Here is a 21,167-nt window from a genome sequence, read left to right as displayed (position 1 = left end):
GCCCAGGCGCGTGCCATCGCCCCGCTGCTAGGCGGAACGACGGTGTGAAATTAAGAGGGAATCAGACGCGGGGAGGCCGCCATGGATCGGGGGGAGAGCCTGTCGCTATGCCTACCGCGTAGGTATCGGCAGGTCGTGGCTTGGCAAAGGTCAGCCCAGGCGTCAGGAAGCTGAGCTGCACTGTGCTAGCAGTCCTGCACTCCTGGCCGACCTTGCAGGATTTGGCGTGATCGCCGGCCTTGCCCAGGTCTTGGTCCTGGCAGCAGTCATGATCCATACCCGCCATCATTTCCATGCCCATGGTCTGCATTGGGCAAGGTTCAGTCGCCGAATCGATGCCCGCCATCCCGTTAAGCGGAAGCGCCACGATAAGCATCAGGATGGTGAGCAGTCGAATGAACCGATTCATGATGGGCGAGTATAGATTACCGGGATGAGTTCAGCATTAAGGGGTTGGGGCTGCACTAACCCACCGCTTAGAGGCTGGGAGACTGATGAAGAAGGTTGTGACACCCTCCGCTGAAGTACACCAGATTCGTCCGCTATGAGCCTCGATGATAGAGCGGGTTATCGACAGACCCAGGCCTGCATTGCTTGGGCCGCCTTCGCGCCTGGCTGGATCGGCTCGATAGAATCGGTCGAAGATCTTGCCAATGTGCTGGGAATCGATGATTACCCCGCTGTTACGCACGGAAAGCGTCACGCTTTCAGGCGTCTGCTCGATTCGCACTGATATCTCGTTACCTTCCGGGGTGTAGCGCAACGCGTTGGATAGAAGGTTGGAAAGCGCTCGGTCAATCATCAGGCGATCGCCACGAACCTTACCCTGCCCGTGTAGGGTCAGCTGGATGCCTTGATCCTCAGCCAGGAACTGGTAGTACTCGAACAGCTTGGAAACGAGGTCGGAGAGCTCCACATCAATCTGCTCAGGGACGATCAGACCGTTATCCGCCTTGGCGAGGAACAGCATGTCGTCGATCATGCGCGACATACGCTTGAGGTCTTCCAGGTTCGAATAGAGGTTCTCCTCATAGGCATCCAGGTCACGCTTCTTGGTGAGCACCACTTCAGTATGGGTCAGAAGGTTGCTGACTGGCGTTCTCAACTCGTGAGCGATATCGGCAGAGAAGTTGGACAACCGAACGAATGCATCCTCCAACCGTCCCAGCATCCCGTTGAAAGACAGGATGAGCTCCTGAAGCTCTAGCGGCACGGGCTCCAGGGGAATGCGCTCGCGGAGCGATCTTGCCGACATCCCGGTGGCCACTTTGGTGATTTGCCCAACAGGCCGAAGCCCACTCTTGGCCACGACCCAACCCAAGCCTGCGCTTACAATCGCGCTGATCACCAGGCCAATTCCGAACCACCATTGCAGGGTGACAAAGAAATGGGCGTGAGTGGTGACATCGAGCATCAGCACGGCCGTCACCGGTTCCGGCTCGCCTGCAATGGTCAGCTGGGCGGTAATGCCGCGAAAGTTCTGCGATTCATCCTGCCATTCCCAGACCGCACCCCGGTGCGCCTGCTCGAACCGCTGGGGAATTTGGGAGGCTTTGGGGTCTGAAAACAGGACCGTACCGTCAGCCTTGGTGATTTTCGCCGACAAATCCTGATGTGCGCCGAGCAATGCCCGCAGCTGCTGCTCCTGATCGTGGAGCCCGCCTCGCGCTGCTGAGATGGACAGGATATGACGCGTTGACTCCAGCTTTTCGGAAAGCGCCTGCTCATCCAGCATCCGGAAATGGTGCTGGCTGAGCCCGTAGAAAGCCACCCCGGCAACCACCAGGACAGCAGTCACTGCGAACATGAACATCAGGGTCAGTCGCTTGACGAGCGATGATTGCGGGCGCATCACTCGGGCACATCCATCATGTAGCCCATGCCTCGGGCGGTATGGATGAGCTTTGGCGCGAAGTCGTCATCTATTTTGGCCCGCAGTCGGCGAATCGCTACCTCAATCACGTTGGTGTCACTGTCGAAGTTCATGTCCCAGACCTGAGAAGCGATCAGCGACTTGGGGAGCACCTCGCCGCGTCGGCGCATGAGCAGCTCCAGCAGGGAAAACTCCTTTGCGGTAAGGTCGATCCGCTTGCCGTTTCGCGTAGCTCGACGCTTGAGCAGGTCTACCTCAAGGTCTGCCATCTTCATGGTGGTTTGAGCAGCACCACCGTTGCCTCTGCGCAACAACGTGCGAACCCGAGCCAGCAGCTCCGAGAACGCAAAGGGCTTCACCAGGTAGTCATCAGCGCCCAGTTCCAAACCTTTCACGCGGTCGTCTACGCCGTCTCGGGCCGTCAAGAAAAGAACCGGCACATCCTGACCCGCCGCACGGATCTTGCGCAGGACATCCCAGCCATCGAGCCCCGGCATCATCACGTCGAGTATCAGCAAGTCATACGCTTCGCTCTGTGCCTGTTGCAGGGCGTCAGTGCCTGTCATCACCCGGTCAACGGTGAAGCCAGCTTCTGTCAGACCTTGCTGGAGGTAGACACCGGTTTTTGGCTCATCTTCGGCTACGAGTAATTTCATCTGCTCTCATCCACGCGGGGTGCATCTCCAGTTTGCAGGAAAAAAGACGCCCAACCAGAAGCTGACGGAAAAGTAATGTCGAGATCAGTTTTCTGACAGCACCGCGAAGCTAACTTGACCCTGTACCTGACGCCATGAGGCGCAGAACCCACTGAGGATCTCCAGATGAACATGGTCAAAGCAATTGTGATGGTCGTTACCTTCGGCATGGCAGGCATCGCCCTGGCAGAGGGCGGCGCGGACCGGACCTTTGCGCGGATGGAAGCGGCTCGCCAAAGCTCCATGCAGGCATTCCAAGTTGCGCAGGAGAAGAAAGAGCAGGCGCCAGTTGCCGCCCAGTCCAGCAAGCATGCCGGCCACGAAAGCTGCTGATCCCAGCTTACAGAAATGTAATCACCCCGGAATCTGAACTATGGCAGTTTCAGACTACGGCCTCTCATCAGCCTCGCGCAGTGACGAAAGTCTACGAGACTGGTGAGAGCTCCAATGAACCCAAGGGCTGCCCCATCGAGCAGCCTGGATATCAGCGATCTACCTGACTGGACGCAACGGCATGCAAAGCAAAACCACGAGACGATCTTTCGTCAAAGGCCTGGCCGCTACCGGACTTCTGGGTGGGCTCGGCATGTGGCGCGCGCCGGTCTGGGCCGTGACCAGCCCTGGCCAACCGAACGTGCTGAGCGGCACGGACTTCGATCTGTATATCGGCGAACTCCCCGTCAATATCACGGGTGCAGCTCGCACGGCCATGGCCATCAACGGTTCGGTGCCAGGGCCGATCCTGCGATGGCGCGAAGGCGACACCGTGACACTGCGCGTACGCAACCGGCTGAAACAAGACACCTCCATTCACTGGCACGGCATCATCCTGCCCGCCAACATGGACGGTGTGCCGGGCTTGAGCTTCCACGGCATCGCTCCCGATGGCATGTACGAATACAAGTTCAAGGTCCACCAGAACGGCACCTACTGGTATCACAGCCACTCAGGCTTCCAGGAACAGTCCGGGGTCTATGGGGCGTTGGTGATCGATGCCAAGGATCCGGAGCCGTTTGTGTACGACCGTGATTACGTCGTCATGCTCAGCGATTGGACGGATGAAGACCCGGCGCGGGTGCTCTCCAAACTCAAGAAGCAATCTGACTACTACAACTTCCACAAGCGCACTGTTAGCGACTTCGTTGACGATGTGAGCGAGAAAGGCTGGTCGGCCGCTGTAGCGGATCGGAAGATGTGGGCTGAAATGAAGATGAGCCCCACCGACCTCGCTGACGTGAGCGGGTATACCTACACCTACCTCATGAACGGCCAGGCTCCGAACGGCAACTGGACGGGTATCTTCAAGCCCGGCGAGAAGATCCGCCTGCGCTTTATCAACGGCTCGGCCATGACCTATTTCGATGTCCGGATTCCTGGGCTCAAGATGACGGTTGTGGCTGCCGACGGCCAGTACGTCAAACCCGTATCGGTCGATGAGTTCCGGATCGCCGTTGCCGAAACCTACGATGTCATCGTCGAACCTGAAAACGAGCAGGCCTATACAATCTTCGCGCAATCCATGGACCGTACCGGGTACTCCCGAGGCACCCTGGCAGTTCGTGAAGGCTTGCAAGCGCCCGTGCCGGAGGTAGATCCACGCCCGATCATCGCCATGAGCGATATGGGCATGGACCACGGCAGCATGGGCGGAATGGATCACGGCGGCATGGCTGGCATGGACCAGGGGAACATGGCCGGGATGGATCACAGCAAGATGGCTGGGATGGACCATGGCAGCATGGCCGGCATGGACCACAGCAAGATGGCTGGAATGGACCATAGCAGCATGGCCGGCATGGACCACAGCAAGATGGCTGGAATGGACCATAGCAACATGGCCGGCATGGATCACAGCACGATGGCTGGGATGAGTCATGAGGGCATGGCCGGCATGAGCGGTGCAATGCAGAGCCATCCGGCTTCCGAGACAAACAACCCGTTGGTCGATATGCAGACCATGTCGCCGACCCCGAAGCTGAACGATCCGGGAATTGGCCTGCGCAACAACGGGCGCCGAGTGCTGACCTACGCCGATTTGCGGAGCACCTTCATCGATCCCGATGGTCGAGAGCCTGGACGCACAATCGAACTGCACCTTACCGGCCACATGGAGAAGTTCGCGTGGTCGTTCGACGGTATCAAATTCTCTGATGCTGAACCGCTGCGGTTGAAATATGGCGAGCGTCTTCGCATCACCTTGGTCAACGACACCATGATGACTCACCCCATCCATCTCCACGGTATGTGGAGTGATCTGGAGGACGAGAACGGCAACTTCATGGTTCGCAAGCACACCATCGACATGCCACCTGGCTCAAAACGAAGCTATCGCGTCACCGCAGATGCCTTGGGACGTTGGGCCTATCACTGTCACCTACTGTTCCACATGGAAATGGGCATGTTCCGAGAAGTCCGTGTGGACGAATGAGCTGGAGATTTGAGATGAGCAAACCAATGAAACGAAGCGCCTTTTTCCTCTCTGCTGCGATGGTCGGCATGTTGGCTGTTTATGCCCCGTCGTCGTGGTCCAGCGACAACCATGATCAGCATTCCCAGAAATCTACCGAGGCCGGTAAAGCCAAAGGTTCGCAGGACAAGCAGGGTCAGGGGATGAACCATGAAGGCATGGACCATGGGTCCATGGAAAGTATGGACCACGGCTCGATGAAGGGGATGGACCATGGCTCGATGGAAGGCATGGACCACGACAAAATGATGGAATCGCATGGCAGCGACAAAGCTAAGGCAGGGAAAGATGGTCAATAGCCTTGGGCGGCCTTCGCTGCTGGCCCTGACTGTTTCAATCGGCATGCTGGGCGTAACGCCCAGCTTCGCCGCTGAAGAAATGGATCACTCGGGCATGGATCATTCGAAAATGGGGCACGGTTCCATGCAAATGGATGCTGTTCCGTCCGAATCGATGCCGGCGATGGATCACAGCAAGATGGGGGTGAGCAAACAGCAGAAACAGCCTGCCCCTGTTGATCACAGCCAGATGGAGCATGCTCAAAGCCAGAGCAAATCCAGCCCGGTGGACCATAGCAAGATGGACCACAGCAAAATGGGCCATGGAAACATGAAGGGCATGGATCACGGTTCGATGAAGGGCATGGACCATTCCCAGATGAATCATGGTTCAGCGATTTCTCCGACCACAACGAGTCGCACGCCGATTCCAGTGCTCACTGATGCCGACCGCGAGGCAGCCTTTCCGCCTTTGGGTGGCCACCAGGTGCACGACAGCGGAATCAACAGCTTCTTCCTGTTGGACCAGCTCGAATACCAAGACGCCGATGAGGGCAGCACCCTGGCCTGGGACGCATCAGGCTGGGTAGGCGGCGACATCAATCGACTCTGGGTTCGCTCGGAAGGCGAGCGCACCAATGGGGTAACCGAAGACGCTGAGCTGCAACTGCTATACGGGCGCTCGGTCAGTCCTTGGTGGGACGTGGTCGCCGGAGTCCGTCAGGATTTCAAACCGGAATCACCGCAGACCTGGGCAGCCTTTGGTATTCAGGGCATGGCCTTGTATGACTTCGAGGCCGAAGCTACGGCGTTCATCGGCGAGAACGGCCAGACTGCTGCGCGTCTTGAAGGCGAATACGACATCCTGCTGACCAATCGCTTGATTTTGCAGCCCACGGCCGAGGCGAACTTCTATGGCAAGAACGATCCTGAGCGCGGTGTTGGATCGGGTCTGGCCAATACCGAAGTCGGGCTGCGTCTACGGTATGAAATCGTCCGCCAGTTTGCCCCGTACATAGGCGTTACCTGGAGCCGCTCCTACGGCAACACCGCTGACTTCATCCGAGACGAGGGTGGAGATGTTGATGAGGCACGCTTCGTTGCCGGTATCAGGATGTGGTTCTGAGAATTCCAACATGAAAAGAACAATTACAACGCTGCTTGTGGCCGGTGCTGTCGGAAGTGCTGCGGTATTGGGCACCGCGTATTTCGGCTTGGTGAATGTCGGCGCCGATGATCCTCACTTCCCGGCTGTCCATTCGTTTCTCGCCATGGCTCGCGACCGGTCGATTGAGGTTCGAGCGCGAGACATTGAAGTGCCTGACCTGAAGAACGCTGCGTTGATCAAGGCAGGCGCAGGCAACTACAACGCCATGTGCATTGGGTGCCACCTCGCCCCTGGCGTTGGAAAGACAGAACTTAGCCAAGCGCTATACCCGTCGCCACCTGACCTCACCAAGGTGGGTGTCGGAGGCGAACCGGCTGCCGCATTCTGGACGATCAAGCACGGCATCAAAGCCACCGGCATGCCCGCTTGGGGCAAGAGCATGGGTGATGAGTACATCTGGGGAATAGTCGCGTTCCTGGATCAACTTCCCGAAATGAATCCCGAGCAGTACAAGGCTTTGGTGGCCACGAGCGGTGGCCATCAGCACGGCGGCGGCGAAAGCGATATGCATAACCATGAGGGCCAGCACGGCGGGAGCGGGCATGCCGAGCATGGCGATCACGACGAAGCGGCAGACAACGATCATGCCCAGGCAGCTCACGACCATGGAGCTCCACCCGCAGGCGCCACCCAAGCGGCAGATCATCACGGTGACCACAATGCGGCCGAAGCCCATTCGGACGCCCACCCGAAATCGTCGACAAAGACGCATGTTCACAAAGACGGTAAGGAGCACACTCATGCCAACTAACCGGATACTCGTTCGTCTAGCCGCTATCGCTGGGCTGCTGGTGACCTCAGCGGCCTACGCTGCCGAGCCTTTGTCCATCGACGTTCACCGAGACGCGAACTGCGGTTGCTGCAAGAAATGGATCGCGCACTTGGAAGCCAATAGTTTCAAAGTGACCGACCATATTGAGACGGACATGAGCGCAGTGAAACAGAAGCTGGGCGTAGCGCCACGGTTAGCGTCCTGCCACACAGCCGTGATTGATGGAAAGTTTGTTGAAGGTCACGTGCCAGCTGAGCAGATTCGAGAACTCAAGGAGCGGAACGATCTGGTCGGGATCGCCGTGCCAGGAATGCCAGCTGGATCCCCAGGCATGGAGGTTGATGGCGTAAGCCATGCCTACCAAGTCATTGGGTTAACCAAAAGCGGCGCGGACCTAGTAGTCGCCAACTATCCAGCCAAATAACGCACCGACCAGAAGGACGGCAGTAGGCTGACTGCCGTCCCATGTATCCCCGCTAGAAAGCTTCATCAGCTCAACACGACGACACAGAGGGCCTGCAACGCGTAGCTAATCAGATTCGCGGCGCTCGCGGACTGGCTTGAGTACGATATCGCCGTTGATGAGCTCTATGGAGAGTCTGTCGCCCGTCGTGACCCCGAGCTCGCGCAGAATGTCGTCAGGTAATTCCACAATCACATCGCCGGAGCCGTCGCCGGGATCCAGGCACTTTACCGTGGTGCGCGCTGATTCAGTCATTGGGCTCTCCTGCCAGAGCTACCAGTCCCCATCATACTCCAGCAGCCATGCAAGCGGTGATTTGCTCAAGCAGCTTTGCAAATGCCATTTTGTTGGAGTGTTCAGTACGCCGGAAGCCCCTTGCGACTGAGCTAGATCCCATCGACGAACATCGAAAGGGGCCGCAACCCCAAACGGTGCGTAGCTCGTCCGCTTCAATCGGACGGCAAGTTCGTGCCGAAGCTGCGTTCAATCTTTCTGCGGTGCAGCCCGGTTAGGCAATCCCTAGCAGCAGCTATGCCTGAATTGCTCGCTCTTGGTGATGACGCTCAGTGGCAGCCGCACATGGATGAGGTTTGTCGGGACAGGGCGATATCATATGGCCAGTTTACGCTCTGGTCGCTACAGTATCAGCAGTACAATAAGGACGTGCCTGTATGAGAAGGAAAGCTCGCATACTAATCCTATGCAAAACATACCCGTCACCCAGCGCTGCCTATACAGAGACTTCGTGCGTTGCGGGGATGGACGAGGCAGGCAATCTGATCCGTCTTTACCCTGTACCGTTCCGCCTGGTCACTGATGATCAACGATTTTCAAAGTGGCAGTGGATCGAAGCCTCCATCGAAAAAAGCTCCAACGATCACCGACCTGAAAGCCATAAGATTGGCGTGGATACGATTCAGCCCCAAGACATTATTCCAACCTCGAAAGCGTGGATTCGAAGGAGGGAAATGCTTAGCAAGCTGCCCATCTACGACAGTTTTGAGGCTCTGGAGCAGGCTCGACAGAATTCCAATGTCACGCTCGGCTTGATCAAGCCTGAGCGAATTATTGGATTAGAGATCCGTAAAGCCGCGTCAGAAAGCTGGACTGATGAGGAGCTTGAAAAACTGGAGAGACTGCAGCGCCAGCCCGGTTTATTCGATCAGGACGATGTCAAAGCCAGCATCAAGCGCCTAGAGAAGGTGCCCTTCGATTTCTACTACAGCTATGAGTCAGTACTTGATGGTGAGGTAAAGATTTATAAGCACAAGATCGTAGACTGGGAGGCAAGCCAGCTGTACAGAAACATGCGCCGAGCTCATGGGCCTAACGGCTGGGAAGCGCCGTTTCGACAGAAGCTGGAGGTCGAGTTACCAGGAAAAGATCTTATGCTTCTAATGGGAACGATTCATCGATTTCCGCAACAGTGGCTTATCATCAGTCTCATCTATCCACCTAAGCAACCGCCCGAAGCAAATCAGCAAATTTCTCTATTTTGAGAGGCAGATGCCGCGTATCCAGGGATGAATCCAATTCACTCGCAGCCTCGGCGATAAGGCTGCGGTGACAAAAATTCGCGTCAGCTTCGTAGCAAACCATACAAATGCGCTGGCTTGAGGCATCAGCTGTCAGGTTCTCCAGAAGGTCCATCCGGGTACGGATGTAAGCCCTGAAGTCGCGCGCATAGACCCCCCAATCGCCATCGACCTTATAGCGGTTTCGAATCGGTTTTGGGCAACCCAAGGGAGGGGAATGCTCGTAGGCAATTCCTGCATCCGCCAAGCACTGGGCGAAAGCCTTCTTGGAGAAACCAGGCTTTCTGGACAGAGGGTACTCGCGAACGTCCAGAACCTTGTCGATCTGAGCTTGCTTAAGACGAGCGATGAAGGCGTCGATAGACAACCCTTCATAGCCTGCGGTGTAGATCGCCATGTGAAATCTCCCAGCGGCTTCCTGCGGCTGTTCTGCAAATAAATGAGAGACTATACCATTCTAGCCATGCTGTACCCCATGGGCATTGGATGGATGGCCATCTCCAAGAGGTAGCGACGAGCGGATGGTAGGGGCCAGAAATCATCTCGGTCCGCGTTAGGTGGAAGCGCCTTCGCCGAGAGGCTATTGAGGTTTAGGACTTCGAATAGAGCATCGCAGCAGCCAAACCAGTGCATTCCTCAAGAAGCGCCGCTATCACGGATCGGAGCTTACTCGCGTCATACACACCTGATTCAACATCCTCCTGAGTGGTTTCATAAAACGCCTTTGCGTAGCTATCTTTGAAATCGAGGGCGCCCTGATAAATACCTAACGACTCCTTGTAATTCGTCCAGGTCACCTGCGCTGGGGGTCGCCCCTTAAGATTGAGATCGAGATAGCACTCGATAGCGGCCGCGCAGCCGTTGATGTCAGCGTTGGCAACACCACACGGGCCTTTCGCCGGAAACTCGCGCAGCTCGTCCAAGTCAGGAAGAACCATAGCTTTCATGTTCACTGGGAATTGAAAGCGTTTGAGTAGATTTTTATAGGTATCCACTCCTTCGGCGTCGTTATCGAACAGGAAGACCACGCGATTGTGAACATCAATTTTGACCAGTCCCTCGGCGAACTTGGACAGATTACCTGTACCGGAAAATGGGTGACGCTCCTCGATGTCAATGAATCGAAAAAAATCCTCGATGTCCGGGCGGAGCAGCGCCAGACCCCGCTTCAGAATGTGGGTATCAGAAGTGCCTTCAGTCGCTATCAAATAGGTCTGGGTCCGACGTGCGTTCCCAATGAAATCCTCATTTTTAGCCCATCCTGCATCCACAAAATTGCCGTAATCCCAGACGACATCTTCACCTAGATTAGCGGGGTTTTCGGCAAGGATTCGCAGAGTTGCATATGGGCTCAGAAATCCTAACATTGAGCCGAAATGGCTGCGCTCGGAGTAGCCTCCGATGTCTCGATCAAACACTCCCGTCGGGAGTAGAGATGCCGCTGGATCAGCCGCAAAGCGGCCCCGGCCCTGTGCATGATCGGAATCGTAGCTGGCGACATAGTCGCTTTTTAGGTCTCGCAATGCGTACGCTTTGATGAAGTCGATAAATTGATCGAAAGTCAAACGGTCGGATCGACGCTCACCTGGCAGGTATTCCTCGAACTGGTCTCTGTCGAGCACGACCTGATTTTCGTATTCCGACCTCACCGCCGCCAATGTGTATCCGAGCAGCTCCAACCGTGACACCATCGAACCAAGTGTCCGGCAAAAACACAGCTCCATTTGCTCCAGACTTTCAGGGCTATGAGCGTAGTCGTAGTCGATGCCCTCGTGCCGACGGTACTGGCGGTCGGACTCTTGATAGAGCATCCCGTGATCCATGCCCATATAGCCAGTGTTGTATGTGAGATCGAGGCTACCCACAGACAGCGTAATTGGTGTGCTCATAAGATCTTTGTACCTGGAGTTAACTGTCTAACGCCAATGCATGACGCGAATCTGGACATGCTTGTACTGGCACGTGATAGCACATTTCAGCGGCGTCGGAGATGCATCCGAGCTCAGGTGCTCTATCCTGGTGTACCTGCCCCTCGCTAACTCAGGCGTGTAAACCTGTTTTTTTCACTGTAAACCACTCTGGTTAACAGTGAAAAAAATAGGTTTACACGCCAGCAATCATAGGGCCCGCGAACGGAATTCTTCGCCACACCATCACTTGGGTTTGGGGTCCTTGTCGTCCTCCATCAAGGCAAAGAAAGCTTTGGCCTGCTCTTCCTCGGAGAGCTCCTCAACCGGAGTCCGCCGCGGGCGCGCAGTCGGCTTCTGCAGAGCATTCGCTGAGGCATCAAGTTGCTTTTTTACAGATCGTTCCGACGCAGTGAGCGATGAGTCGAAAACCTTCTGGGTGACTCGGTCCTGCCGTTCAGCTCGCGCAAATTTCACTACGTTGGACGTGAACGCGGCTGGCAGGTCAAACGGACACCGCAGGTCTGGATGCTGTTTGGACACCCGACCACCCAGAGCCAATTTTTGAAGGTGTTCGACCTGTTTGGCACTGGACGTGTAAGCCGCTGAGCGGTAAGCATGGCCGATGTCTTGAAGGGAGGCCGCATGACGGCCTGCACTGCGGCACTCAATGTACGCCTGCTTCAACAACTCCACCGCCAGGCGCTTGATACCGAAGGTGCAACGGTAAATTTCCCTTGCCAATTCACCCTGATTACCGCGAATCGCGCCATTGCCCACGCGAACACATTCATCAATGAAAGCTTTCCAGTCGGAACTGCCAGGCTCATCGGGAAGCATGATTCTTGGGTCCGTCAGCAAGCGCTGCTGATCCTCATTGTTTCTCTCAAACAACTTGTGACCCAAGCTGTAATTGCACACGTAGACCATTGGCGGACCGATACCAGCCATGTTCAAGAGGATATCGGTAACCTTCGCTGCACCAAGCCCCTTTTGGATGTACTGCATTTCATCCAGGATGACTAACGATACCCCATCACGATTCGCCCTACGCCGGCATTCACTCAGCAGCTCAGCAACGGTCAGTCGCGACAGAGGCAACTCAACGAACTCTCGAAGAAGGGCCTTAGCATTGGTGGTACCTCGGGCGCTTGCATACCAATGCGACCGCAACGGTAGCTCACCCTGGAAGTGATCGCAGGACAGATCAACGGGGCCAGGCAGAACCTTGCGCAGCGCAGCAATGGTCTGGCTCTTCCCAACCCCTGCAAGCCCTGTAAAACACACCGGCACAGCATCGACTGCAGGTGCTTCATAGAGCCCTCGGGCGTACTCGCGCTCAGAAGAGAACAATGCTCGCGCATGCAGCGCTGCGCGCCCCACCATCTCCTGGATGAACTCAATCGTAAATGCGTTGGGAATGAACGATTCACGCAATGCTTGAGACAGCACCTCTGCCGCCAACCGAGGTTCAATTTCGTACAGACTTTCCAATGGCTCAGGTCGACGCGTGATGATCTGGCGGACCTGATCAGCCGTTTGGCAGCCGTCGAACCAACTCGCAATGGCCTCATTCATTTGGCTTTACCTCGGAATCGATCATAGTCATCTGTATCTCGCTGCGCAGATGCCGATTTAGGTGGTCGACCAATTCTTCTCACGCCACCTTTACACTCTTCACCGGTATCTTCTTTGAATCTATCATCGTGAAATTGATGAATTGCCGGCATCTCATTACGAAGCAAAGTTTGAGATTTTCGCCTTAAGGCATCTAGTGACTGAAGATCACGTAATGATATGTCCCGATCACCGTCAACGGTCCTTTGCGTCGTTACAAAGTCCAGTTCGAACAGTGTGCCTCCTACCTCAATCCATATATGCCGAACGCACATAGTCAGTACATATACATCAACTTCAATAACGCTGCTCCTAGCAACTCGATCAAATATCCCGGTATTGATCAAATCAACAGACCTATACTTGCGCCCGTACAGATAGACTGCGTCTTGACGTACAACGGCCGGGTGCACAGACAGGAAGCTCTTTATGGCAACCTCTTGCTGCATCCCGATTGCAGAATTACGGAAGCGGCTGTCCCAGTAATTCCAGATACCCAGCGGGGTGGGCTTTATTCCGCACCAATACATTTCGGTTTCCATGCGGCCACTTGCGTCAGACGACCGGTTGTCTTTCAGGACTTGGTGAATCTCCCTGCGGGCCATTTGGACAAAATTCAGTGTGCTATGAACATAGGTGGGTTGATCGAGGTCGGATTTTGCTCGCGGGTGCGATGACTCAACCGTAGCTTTAGACTGGCCAGAAAAAACTGGCGTATTTTCAAGTGTGCCTAGCCAGTGGATCTCAGGCTCCGTGTCCAGGGCTGCTGCAGGACCTCGATCAAACACCAGCCCACCTGCCAAGCCTTCGCAGGGCCACCAGTCCGGTTTGATGGTTACTCCGAAAAGCCCACAAAACCATACTTTGTCGACAGCCATGGAAAACAGACACATCCGATAAGCTTCTTTGGTTTCTTTACCTTCGGCAAATCCAATGCCAACCACCATTCCGGACAATCCACACACGGCACGAACGACGCAAAATCCGTCAACGGGGCTACCCTCTGTCAGGCCCGAAAGTTTTTCAACTATGTAGTAACCATCAAACTCGACCTGCTGATTTAGATTCGTCAAGCGTTCTGAGAAACTGCCCAAACTGCCGCTCTGGTCGCGGGTCTTTTGTTTACCTCTTACGCCAATAGATTTCTCTTTAGCGCTAACTTGTTGTTCGATGCAGTAACGCACTTGGTCAATAGTTGGAAATGGGTGCCCTTTACGATTGATGAAAAATGCTACTCCATTTCGTTCAACGGAAACGCAACCAAATTCCTCTGTAAGGATTTTTCGGTAAACTTGACTATATGTTTTGTCAGCGGAACGGAACCTAAGATACGCAGAAAGGATTCTTTCCCTCATGGCGCTATCGGCCCGGTAACCCCACTCTTTGCCATTGGGTGATGGCCGGCCCAGCCTGCGTAATTTCCCCGGCCCCTCCCTGTCCCACCTCCCGATGCGGTGCAGGGGAGGCATGAGAGCCCACTTGTTTTGTCCAAAAGTAATGTAAGTGTAGAACCACAACCTCAAGCGAGCTGCATTTTGCTGAGGCGACTGGCTTTTGGCATGAGCGTTAATTACAGCGTCCGGATCGTCACTGGCTAGAACCTCCTGGAGACGAACCATCAGGCCTGAGATAGCCAGAAAACGGCGGTTGACCTTTTGGTCGTAGGTTTCCTTAGCAGAAACCCGCTTCGTTTCACGATCTGAAATTGCGATCCCCTTAATCGGTTCCAGCCATGGCGGAAATTTGTCCGTCTCCCCTGACGCCAGCAGCGCACCCGCTTCGAGCGCTTCTTCGAACTCGAACCTTGTGAGGGTGATCAAGGTGGTGCGCACGTCTTTCGCTAGATCACTGAACTCCACCAAGCGCACCCGGTTGTGGACCGCATCACTGTTCAGGAAATGGTAATAGTGGCCTTTGACAAGGCTCCGATAACCTTCAGGCGCAAATAACCTAGCGCCCGTGATCACGGCTCAATCTCCAAGAAAAATTTGCCGTAGGCTGCCAGCAGATCACCACCGTCGGTATCGAGAGGATGGTCGATCAGAATCGGCTTGAAGAAATTTACTGGCAGCTTTCGGTCCCAGATGTCTTGGTAGACCTTCGCAATAAACTGGTCACGCTTACCCCATCGGGCTGCATACCGGTAAATGATGGGGTGGATCAAGGCCCCAGCATGCACAGCGCCCTCAATCTCAGCGCTAAACTCCCTGAGCAGCTCGGGGTCGTGGGTCAGCGGCAAGCCATGCATCGGAAATAGCAGATCGAGATTGCCCATGACGATCGGGTCCAGACGATCCAAAGACATTTGCACGGTCCTGATACCGCCGCTTGCGTAATGCAGTTGCTCTAGGGCTGTGCGTAGCTCAGCATGATCACGGTCCTTTTTTTGCTGATTAGGGGTCTTGGCTGCTGAGTAGCGCCTCTCGCTGAAGGCATGAGCTTGATCCTTCACCGTCCAATTGACCGCGTAGGGTTTCCCATCTGAACCCATCAAATACAGTAAAAGGTCCCCCTGATAGGGAAAGGGCATTCTCTGTCGGCTACCAGCTTTAGTGGTAATCACCACCTGGTGATGCTTGAAGCCAATTTGCTTGGCAATTTCCATCGTCCCAGTGACAGGATGAGAAAAATGTCCTTTGGTGAGTGGATGCCCGTGCAATGGATGCGGGGCGTGATATGGCCACAGCATCTTCTGCTCGTGAATATCGAGCAGCTGAGGATGGAAGAGCGCGAGCTGTGCGAACACCGCTTCTGGGGTGGACAGCGAGTGAATCGCACGGCCGAGCTTCCGGCTATTCATTCTGCTGATACGAGAGCCCTTAGGGGCTTCTCGTGGAACCGCTAAAATCGAAGGCGTGTAGATATCGCCCCACGCGAAGTGAGCTTGTCGGCTCCTGATGAGGGCAAATCTCTCCTGCAAAGTCATCAATACAGTCCAATGTCTACGGACCTAGGATCGTCATCCAGCCTGGGGATAATTTGCTGGATGCCCCTATAGCCCTTGCCTCCCGGGCGTACCCAAGAGTGCGGGTTGTGGATAACGCTCACCTTCTTGTGGATGAACGAAGCCCTGCAGGACTTGACGTCCCGCATGTTCGGAATAGACAATGGAAAGGTCAGGTCGCTAAATTCTGACTTATCCACAGAGGCCCAAGGTCGCACTTGGGCCTTTGTCTATCTGAATTCTAGCGCTAATTAACTAGTCAGATTTCATTCAATACTTCCTTATTATTCATACGTGTTAAGAATCTAGGACATAGTTAGCAGCTATCTGCAATGGATTCGCTGGGTGTACACGTATCTGTGTGCACATTTTAAAGCGCTTCGCTTAGCAGGGTATGTTACCGCCGTGGTTAACAGGGTGACAACTGAAAAGTCATCCCTCTCTGGGTCGCGACTGGATTCAAAATTGTCCAGCTTGGGTCATTATCTAGATCAACCGTGCGCCTCACACCCATCGGATATATATCTTCACCCCCTTATCTCAACTGATAATTTAAGGGTTTAGCCCCAATCAAATAAAATGTTGAAAACGACAAGCGTTTGGTGAGGGAAATGGCTGATTCTGCAAATGCATCTGTCCCTGTCGTTCGATGGCTACCGGATGAGACCTTTTTCAGTATTTGTTGTCGTCAGCATCGTTTTATGTGCCACGTTACTAAGGCTAGCACCACTGCATGGCTATTTGGTGAGGGATCAAGTAGTGTGCAGCATGACTTTCCTAGCAGACTAAACTCTTTGCCCCAAAAAGCCAAAGAAGTATGGGGAAGCCCATTCAACATCATTACAGAACATACGATATTGCCGTTGTTTTTTCCTTTTCAATCCAAGGAAAGAATTGACGACGTCTTTCATACAGTTTCAAACAATTCTTTGGGCACCTTAAAATATCGCCTGGGTCTGGTGACCGGTCGCTTTGGCGCAGAGCACCCATTGAAAGCATGCCTCGAATGTTTAAGGGAAGACCGTATCAATCATGGGGTCGCCTACTGGCACCTGTCCCATCAGTATCCAGGCGTCACGTTATGCCCTAAGCACGGAACTCTCATCAGGATTTGCTCGGCCAACCGGCAGTGGTCGGACTCTGCGCACTGGGTATTACCTGCCGAGCACCTAATAGCGAGCGTTGCAGAGCAGCCCGTATGCCCGACAGTGGTACAAACCCTCAAGCGTTTAGGACACTCAGTGATTGAGTTAGCCAAGCTAGGCATTTCTGAGCAATTTCGTCCAGAAAATGTCACGGCTGCTTATAACGAAGCTATTCGTCGCCTCTCAGTCAATACAGAAGCATGCTTTGATGCCCAAGCAGACCTAGCTTCGTTCGCTTCACAACTGCAACCGTATCTTCCACTGGCCTCGCTTCCGACCACTCCAAAGAGAGCTGAAACTTTTATACAGAGTCTGACCCGTACACCGCGCGTTTACTCCCATCCGCTCAAACATCTGATTTTGATCACCTGTATATTCGGCGAGTTTGCGCCGTTTTTATGTGCGTTAAAAAGATTTCAGTCTCCAGGGGATCAGGAAACCCCAGTACAGTCTCCAGACCACGGAAGACGAGCAGTAGGCGATAAAGCAGCACACCGATTTAAAGGTCAGGAAATCAGGGATAGAGTCTTCAAAAAACTGAAGCCTAAAAAGCTGAAACCCGAGCTTCGGGAACAAATCTTGGGTTGCTTGGGCAAAGGAGTGGAGAAACATTCCATAGCGGAACGATATGACGTTTCGGTTTCTACAATAAACAGGATCCTAAGTGCTGATCCTCTACTGATGGCTGCTTGGACAACTCAGCGCAGGGAGCTACTGCTACACAATCACCGTGCGGAGTGGGTTAGCGCCATCGGCATGAATCCAGACGCCAGTCCGAAAAGCCTGAGATCAATGCTCCCCAAGGTCTATCAATGGCTATACCGGAACGATAATGACTGGTTGATGGCTCAAACTAAGCGGATGCCAAGTGGTCGCGTAGGCAACAATCAAAAAATCGATTGGAGTGCTCGCGACAGGCAACTATGCGAATCAATTGAATTGAGCATTCAAAGACTGAAATACTCGGCCACGAATTTCCCTGTTCGAGCTAGTCATATTTTCGCGTTGGTGCCCACACTGCATCGGTGCCTAGAAAAAAGGAATCGCTACCCAGAAGCACGAAACCTACTAGAAATTGTTACCCAATCGACCAAGACTTAACATGCAAGTGCAGCAACGCTCAGTCAGCTATTCCCGACAAGTGGTCGCATACCTACCATTACCATAATTTCGCCATAGAGACTCAATAGGAATCAAATCTTTATCATACTCGTACAAATCAACAACAAATTCATCGAAAGTCTCATAGGCATAAACCACGATTTTCAAAATTTCTTCGGGGAAAAATTCCGTCTTTACAACAGGACTCTCAAATCTTTTTTCTTCCAAATTATTTGAAATCCGATCGAGATACTCAATCATGGCTGTCCGCTCAGATTTCATCCGCTTCGTCAGTTTCTTGAGGCTGCGCAACTTATCGGAGAGAATGGCCACTGCAGAATGGATTGAAATGGAGAATTCATAAGCGCATAGCGCTTCTACGAAGCGAGCATGTTTGAGAGCATCTTCATCCAAGTTCATTACGCTCTCTGCGTTACCGAGGTGTCGCCCAGAACACTTTCTCCACATCACATCGAGATTGTGGCCTTTTGATGAGAAAGGTTGATCGCAATATGGGCAAGTGGACAGCAGCACCACATTGTGTGTGGCACACACGCTCACATGATCAGGGAAATTTCGTCGCCAGTAGGAAAAGCCCAAATCCTGCACGTCCTGCCTGACGCATTCCGGGCAGTAGGCGTGCAAGTCGGAATTAGTAATCGCCATTCGGGGTTTGAGATACGCCGTTCGAGAATAACTGGCATCTCGGGTATCCCTGATAACAAACTGCAGGGGCAATTGAGTGTGTTCGTGCAGCAAGCGGTTGAAGCCATAGCATCCTTGCCAACCCATCGTTGAGGCGATCACCTTAACTGCTTGGTGAGTAATCTCCCCTTCAGAAAGCCATCGTAACCTGTCTACCCTCCAGTCCATAAAATTCACGAGCAAATTGCGGTCAACATATGAGCGCAAAGATTCATCAGGTTGGATACGCAACAGCATGGATGGGTTGGCCCCTCAGCGACTGATCCCGCGTCATCGTTCAAAGGTTGCGGTTGAGCAAACATTGCCAGAAATAAGGTGTAAAAAAGGCACCCAAAGGTGCCTTTTCGGAAGGTTCGAGGAGTAGTCGCAGCGATCCTTTAACTCCCAGCCTTGCGACCTTGGGTTCAGAATCCGACCGGCTATGCCCGTCGTCACTACTTCAGAGAAACCAGCATTCTCTGCTGCCGAAATTGCGGGGGGGCCTTGCTGGTACCCAGTCCCAACGGATGCGCAGTTGCAGTCCTCGACTACAAGCCTATACAGCGTGACACACCTGTCAATTAGATTCTGAGGCGTAATTCCAAGTCGGGACAACGGCGTGCATCACTGCACCCCGCCAACCCGGATTGGTCACGAACAGGGTTACCCGCGACAGCTTTATTTCCCTTGCGACAGGTTTAATTCCCTAAATCTAGGGGCTCCTGGATATGAGTCGCTGATATTACACGTACGCGTTATGTATCGTAAACGCACAGATGAGATGAATAAGCCAGCTCGCCGGCTCCCTGCAGCTGCGCCGATCGCCTTTCAGCGGGCAAAAAAAAACCTCAGCATGGCTGAGGCTTTTTGATGGTCGTGATTCTTCCTTGCTACCGAGGCACGAGCTTTACGGCGGCGAGAAGTATCCGGTCATAGCGCATGACCAATTGTTTGAGACGGCGGCTAGATACGTTGCCGTTGATCGCCTTGGCTACCATTCTCTCGTGACGTGCCTGGGCGCGACGCAGCCGCTGGCCTTGTTCTCCTCCCCACAATTTGAGAGGCATCTCCGGACCAGTAGGGGTCGAGTTGAGTGTTCCCATGTGCAATCTCCTGAGGCTTGCGTTGCATGACTCAGGGAGATGCGGAACGCAATTACATACGCCTCATTCGACTTTCATTCTGCCAGGAGTATAACGAGCCAGACGGCCAAGACCTGCGCGGATCCTCGGTGCCGATCGCGCCTACTTCGCCTTTGACTTCTTGGTGATCACAATTTTTGGCAAGCCGCGGACCGCGTCATCCCAGTGCGGATCACGGTCTGGATCGTTGACCACCTTGCTGATCCATACAGCTGTTTTCTTCCAGCGAATGGCAAGCATACGGCCGTTCCAGCCCCGCTTCTTGTAATGGTTTCTGAACTCGTCTGGCGTCAATGGACGATCTTGGAGTTGAACTTCGTTTTCCAAATTCTTGCACCCGAAATTGTGAAGGCCCGGCGGCATGCCGCCTGATTCAATCGATTATTGAAGCTGCTACATCATCCCAGTCACTAGGCGTTGCGGCTCCCGTAGCAAAAGCAAACCGCATGGCGACCGTGGGACTTCTATTCTTCATCAGGTAAGCCGCAGCACCAGCACACATGGCTTCATGGCCCGAGGCCTTGTAATTGCCGTCTTCATCCCATTCACCACCTTTTCGTGAGTGGACCGTCTTGTGGCACTGGAATGTACTCTGATCATCCTCCATCAGCCCTTCAATAATCCCGTCCAATCGCCCAGGCGCAAGCTCGATCGCTCCCTCCTTGAGAAATGGACAGTTCGCACATGGGCGCTTAAGCCGCAGGTGATGTGCGAATGGATCAGGCATGCAGAGTCCTCGAAAATTATGTATGGCAACAGTTGGTCATCCAGACCCCTTCCACCTTCGGCCCATCCACGCAGGGCTGAGGGAAGCTTCTTTTTTAAACTATAGGACAACTATAATCAACAATGAACTACCTGCCCACCATCTGCAAGGCACAAAAAACCCGGCCTCGTGGGCCGGGTGGATGAAACGTTATTGGTTCAGCAACCGAGTGCTTGGCAGTCGTCGCAAAGGCCAACCTGGAATACTTCAAGATCGGTGAAGCACCGGGGGCATTGCTCGACATCATGATCTGCCGCAGGCTTGCTGATTGCGTCGCCGAACTCGGCAACCAGTGCTGCATAGTGATCGCTGGTTGAGGCGTCACCGCGCAGCTCAAAATAGCGGTCCACGGTCTTCGAGTAGGCTTTGAACACTGGCTTTCCGTTGAACTGGCTGGCGCCCACTGAAACGGGTGCAATGTTGCGCAGCATGGCGATGGTCACGGGCATGGTTTGCATTGGGTTCTTCCTCAAGGAGTGGGTTGGCCGTATAGCTAGGAATGGCCAACAACACCTGATAAGCCACCCCAGACGGCAGCTCCCGCGGCCGAAGCTGCGGGTATCAGCAGCCGATCGCCGCAGGCTCTTTGAGTTGCCCCTCACTGACATTG

At 54.0% G+C, this 21,167-nt stretch carries 20 protein-coding genes; 8 read left to right on the top strand and 12 right to left on the bottom strand.

Going from position 1 to position 21,167, the window contains the following annotated elements:
* Nucleotides 1-445 precede the first annotated feature (445 nt).
* Together ACI2KG_RS15500 and ACI2KG_RS15495 are read right to left on the bottom strand one after the other, a co-directional pair.
* On the bottom strand, nt 446-1,852 hold the full coding sequence (locus ACI2KG_RS15500; RefSeq protein WP_060519764.1) for a heavy metal sensor histidine kinase: 1,407 nt from the start codon (nt 1,850-1,852) through the stop codon (nt 446-448).
* Entirely contained in the window at nt 1,852-2,529 is a 678-nt protein-coding gene (locus tag ACI2KG_RS15495; protein ID WP_060519766.1) for a heavy metal response regulator transcription factor, read from the bottom strand. Before ACI2KG_RS15495 ends, ACI2KG_RS15500 begins: the two co-directional genes overlap by 1 nt.
* 165 nt (nt 2,530-2,694) lie before the next feature.
* On the opposite strand from ACI2KG_RS15495, the gene ACI2KG_RS15490 reads away from it, so the two are divergent.
* The 6 genes from ACI2KG_RS15490 (at nt 2,695) to ACI2KG_RS15465 (ending at nt 7,677) form a co-directional block, all read left to right on the top strand.
* The gene (locus ACI2KG_RS15490) at nt 2,695-2,901 is read left to right on the top strand and encodes a co-regulatory protein PtrA N-terminal domain-containing protein (protein WP_060519770.1); all 207 of its coding nucleotides are present in this window, start codon (nt 2,695-2,697) and stop codon (nt 2,899-2,901) included.
* A gap of 181 nt (nt 2,902-3,082) precedes the next feature.
* Nucleotides 3,083-4,996, top strand: a complete 1,914-nt coding sequence (locus ACI2KG_RS15485) for a copper resistance system multicopper oxidase (RefSeq protein WP_060519772.1) — start codon at nt 3,083-3,085, stop codon at nt 4,994-4,996.
* A gap of 14 nt (nt 4,997-5,010) precedes the next feature.
* The gene (locus ACI2KG_RS15480; protein WP_019470286.1) at nt 5,011-5,334 is read left to right on the top strand and encodes a hypothetical protein; all 324 of its coding nucleotides are present in this window, start codon (nt 5,011-5,013) and stop codon (nt 5,332-5,334) included.
* Nucleotides 5,324-6,439 carry a copper resistance protein B gene (locus tag ACI2KG_RS15475; RefSeq protein ID WP_060519774.1) on the top strand — a complete coding sequence of 372 codons (1,116 nt, stop codon included), beginning with the start codon at nt 5,324-5,326 and terminating at the stop codon, nt 6,437-6,439. Before ACI2KG_RS15480 ends, ACI2KG_RS15475 begins: the two co-directional genes overlap by 11 nt.
* A 10-nt stretch (nt 6,440-6,449) precedes the next feature.
* Nucleotides 6,450-7,232: a cytochrome c gene (locus ACI2KG_RS15470; RefSeq protein ID WP_060519775.1), complete on the top strand. Its 783-nt coding sequence runs from the start codon at nt 6,450-6,452 to the stop codon at nt 7,230-7,232.
* The gene (locus tag ACI2KG_RS15465) at nt 7,222-7,677 is read left to right on the top strand and encodes a DUF411 domain-containing protein (RefSeq protein ID WP_060519778.1); all 456 of its coding nucleotides are present in this window, start codon (nt 7,222-7,224) and stop codon (nt 7,675-7,677) included. The genes ACI2KG_RS15470 and ACI2KG_RS15465 overlap by 11 nt, the downstream gene beginning before the upstream one ends.
* 105 nt (nt 7,678-7,782) lie before the next feature.
* Here ACI2KG_RS15465 and ACI2KG_RS15460 read toward each other — a convergent pair whose 3' ends face one another.
* Complete coding sequence (locus ACI2KG_RS15460) at nt 7,783-7,971, bottom strand: AbrB/MazE/SpoVT family DNA-binding domain-containing protein (RefSeq protein ID WP_060519780.1); 189 nt, start codon at nt 7,969-7,971, stop codon at nt 7,783-7,785.
* A gap of 503 nt (nt 7,972-8,474) precedes the next feature.
* On the opposite strand from ACI2KG_RS15460, the gene ACI2KG_RS15455 reads away from it, so the two are divergent.
* On the top strand, nt 8,475-9,215 hold the full coding sequence (locus ACI2KG_RS15455) for a hypothetical protein (protein WP_197864294.1): 741 nt from the start codon (nt 8,475-8,477) through the stop codon (nt 9,213-9,215).
* Here the strand turns inward: ACI2KG_RS15455 and ACI2KG_RS15450 are convergent.
* From ACI2KG_RS15450 to ACI2KG_RS15430, 5 genes are all read right to left on the bottom strand, one after another.
* Nucleotides 9,172-9,648 carry a DUF488 family protein gene (locus ACI2KG_RS15450; protein ID WP_060519784.1) on the bottom strand — a complete coding sequence of 159 codons (477 nt, stop codon included), beginning with the start codon at nt 9,646-9,648 and terminating at the stop codon, nt 9,172-9,174. The two genes, ACI2KG_RS15455 and ACI2KG_RS15450, sit on opposite strands and share 44 nt — an antisense overlap.
* Nucleotides 9,649-9,841: 193 nt before the next feature.
* Nucleotides 9,842-11,140 carry a HEPN/Toprim-associated domain-containing protein gene (locus tag ACI2KG_RS15445; protein ID WP_060519785.1) on the bottom strand — a complete coding sequence of 433 codons (1,299 nt, stop codon included), beginning with the start codon at nt 11,138-11,140 and terminating at the stop codon, nt 9,842-9,844.
* 264 nt (nt 11,141-11,404) lie between these two features.
* Nucleotides 11,405-12,736: a hypothetical protein gene (locus ACI2KG_RS15440; RefSeq protein WP_060519786.1), complete on the bottom strand. Its 1,332-nt coding sequence runs from the start codon at nt 12,734-12,736 to the stop codon at nt 11,405-11,407.
* Entirely contained in the window at nt 12,733-14,742 is a 2,010-nt protein-coding gene (locus ACI2KG_RS15435; protein WP_165961575.1) for a transposase, read from the bottom strand. The genes ACI2KG_RS15440 and ACI2KG_RS15435 overlap by 4 nt, the downstream gene beginning before the upstream one ends.
* The gene (locus tag ACI2KG_RS15430) at nt 14,739-15,701 is read right to left on the bottom strand and encodes a hypothetical protein (protein WP_060519787.1); all 963 of its coding nucleotides are present in this window, start codon (nt 15,699-15,701) and stop codon (nt 14,739-14,741) included. The genes ACI2KG_RS15435 and ACI2KG_RS15430 overlap by 4 nt, the downstream gene beginning before the upstream one ends.
* Before the next feature lie 629 nt (nt 15,702-16,330).
* On the opposite strand from ACI2KG_RS15430, the gene ACI2KG_RS15425 reads away from it, so the two are divergent.
* Nucleotides 16,331-17,965: a TnsD family Tn7-like transposition protein gene (locus tag ACI2KG_RS15425; RefSeq protein ID WP_082422064.1), complete on the top strand. Its 1,635-nt coding sequence runs from the start codon at nt 16,331-16,333 to the stop codon at nt 17,963-17,965.
* A 27-nt stretch (nt 17,966-17,992) separates the two neighbouring features.
* Here ACI2KG_RS15425 and ACI2KG_RS15420 read toward each other — a convergent pair whose 3' ends face one another.
* From ACI2KG_RS15420 to ACI2KG_RS15405, 4 genes are all read right to left on the bottom strand, one after another.
* A complete protein-coding gene (locus ACI2KG_RS15420) occupies nt 17,993-18,907 on the bottom strand; it encodes a TniQ family protein (RefSeq protein ID WP_110765414.1) in 915 nt (304 codons plus the stop codon).
* Nucleotides 18,908-19,893: 986 nt separating this feature from the next.
* Nucleotides 19,894-20,118, bottom strand: a complete 225-nt coding sequence (locus ACI2KG_RS15415; RefSeq protein ID WP_041925831.1) for a hypothetical protein — start codon at nt 20,116-20,118, stop codon at nt 19,894-19,896.
* A 46-nt stretch (nt 20,119-20,164) separates the two neighbouring features.
* Entirely contained in the window at nt 20,165-20,518 is a 354-nt protein-coding gene (locus tag ACI2KG_RS15410; protein ID WP_023383699.1) for a hypothetical protein, read from the bottom strand.
* Nucleotides 20,519-20,715: 197 nt separating this feature from the next.
* Complete coding sequence (locus ACI2KG_RS15405) at nt 20,716-21,015, bottom strand: hypothetical protein (protein ID WP_023383698.1); 300 nt, start codon at nt 21,013-21,015, stop codon at nt 20,716-20,718.
* Nucleotides 21,016-21,167 lie beyond the last annotated feature (152 nt).

Source organism: Pseudomonas sp. NPDC089407 (assembly GCF_044900445.1).
In the GTDB taxonomy this organism is placed as follows: Bacteria; Pseudomonadota; Gammaproteobacteria; order Pseudomonadales; family Pseudomonadaceae; genus Aquipseudomonas.
The sequence above is the reverse complement of the archived record's forward strand: the minus strand, read 5'-3'. Positions and strand labels throughout refer to the sequence as shown.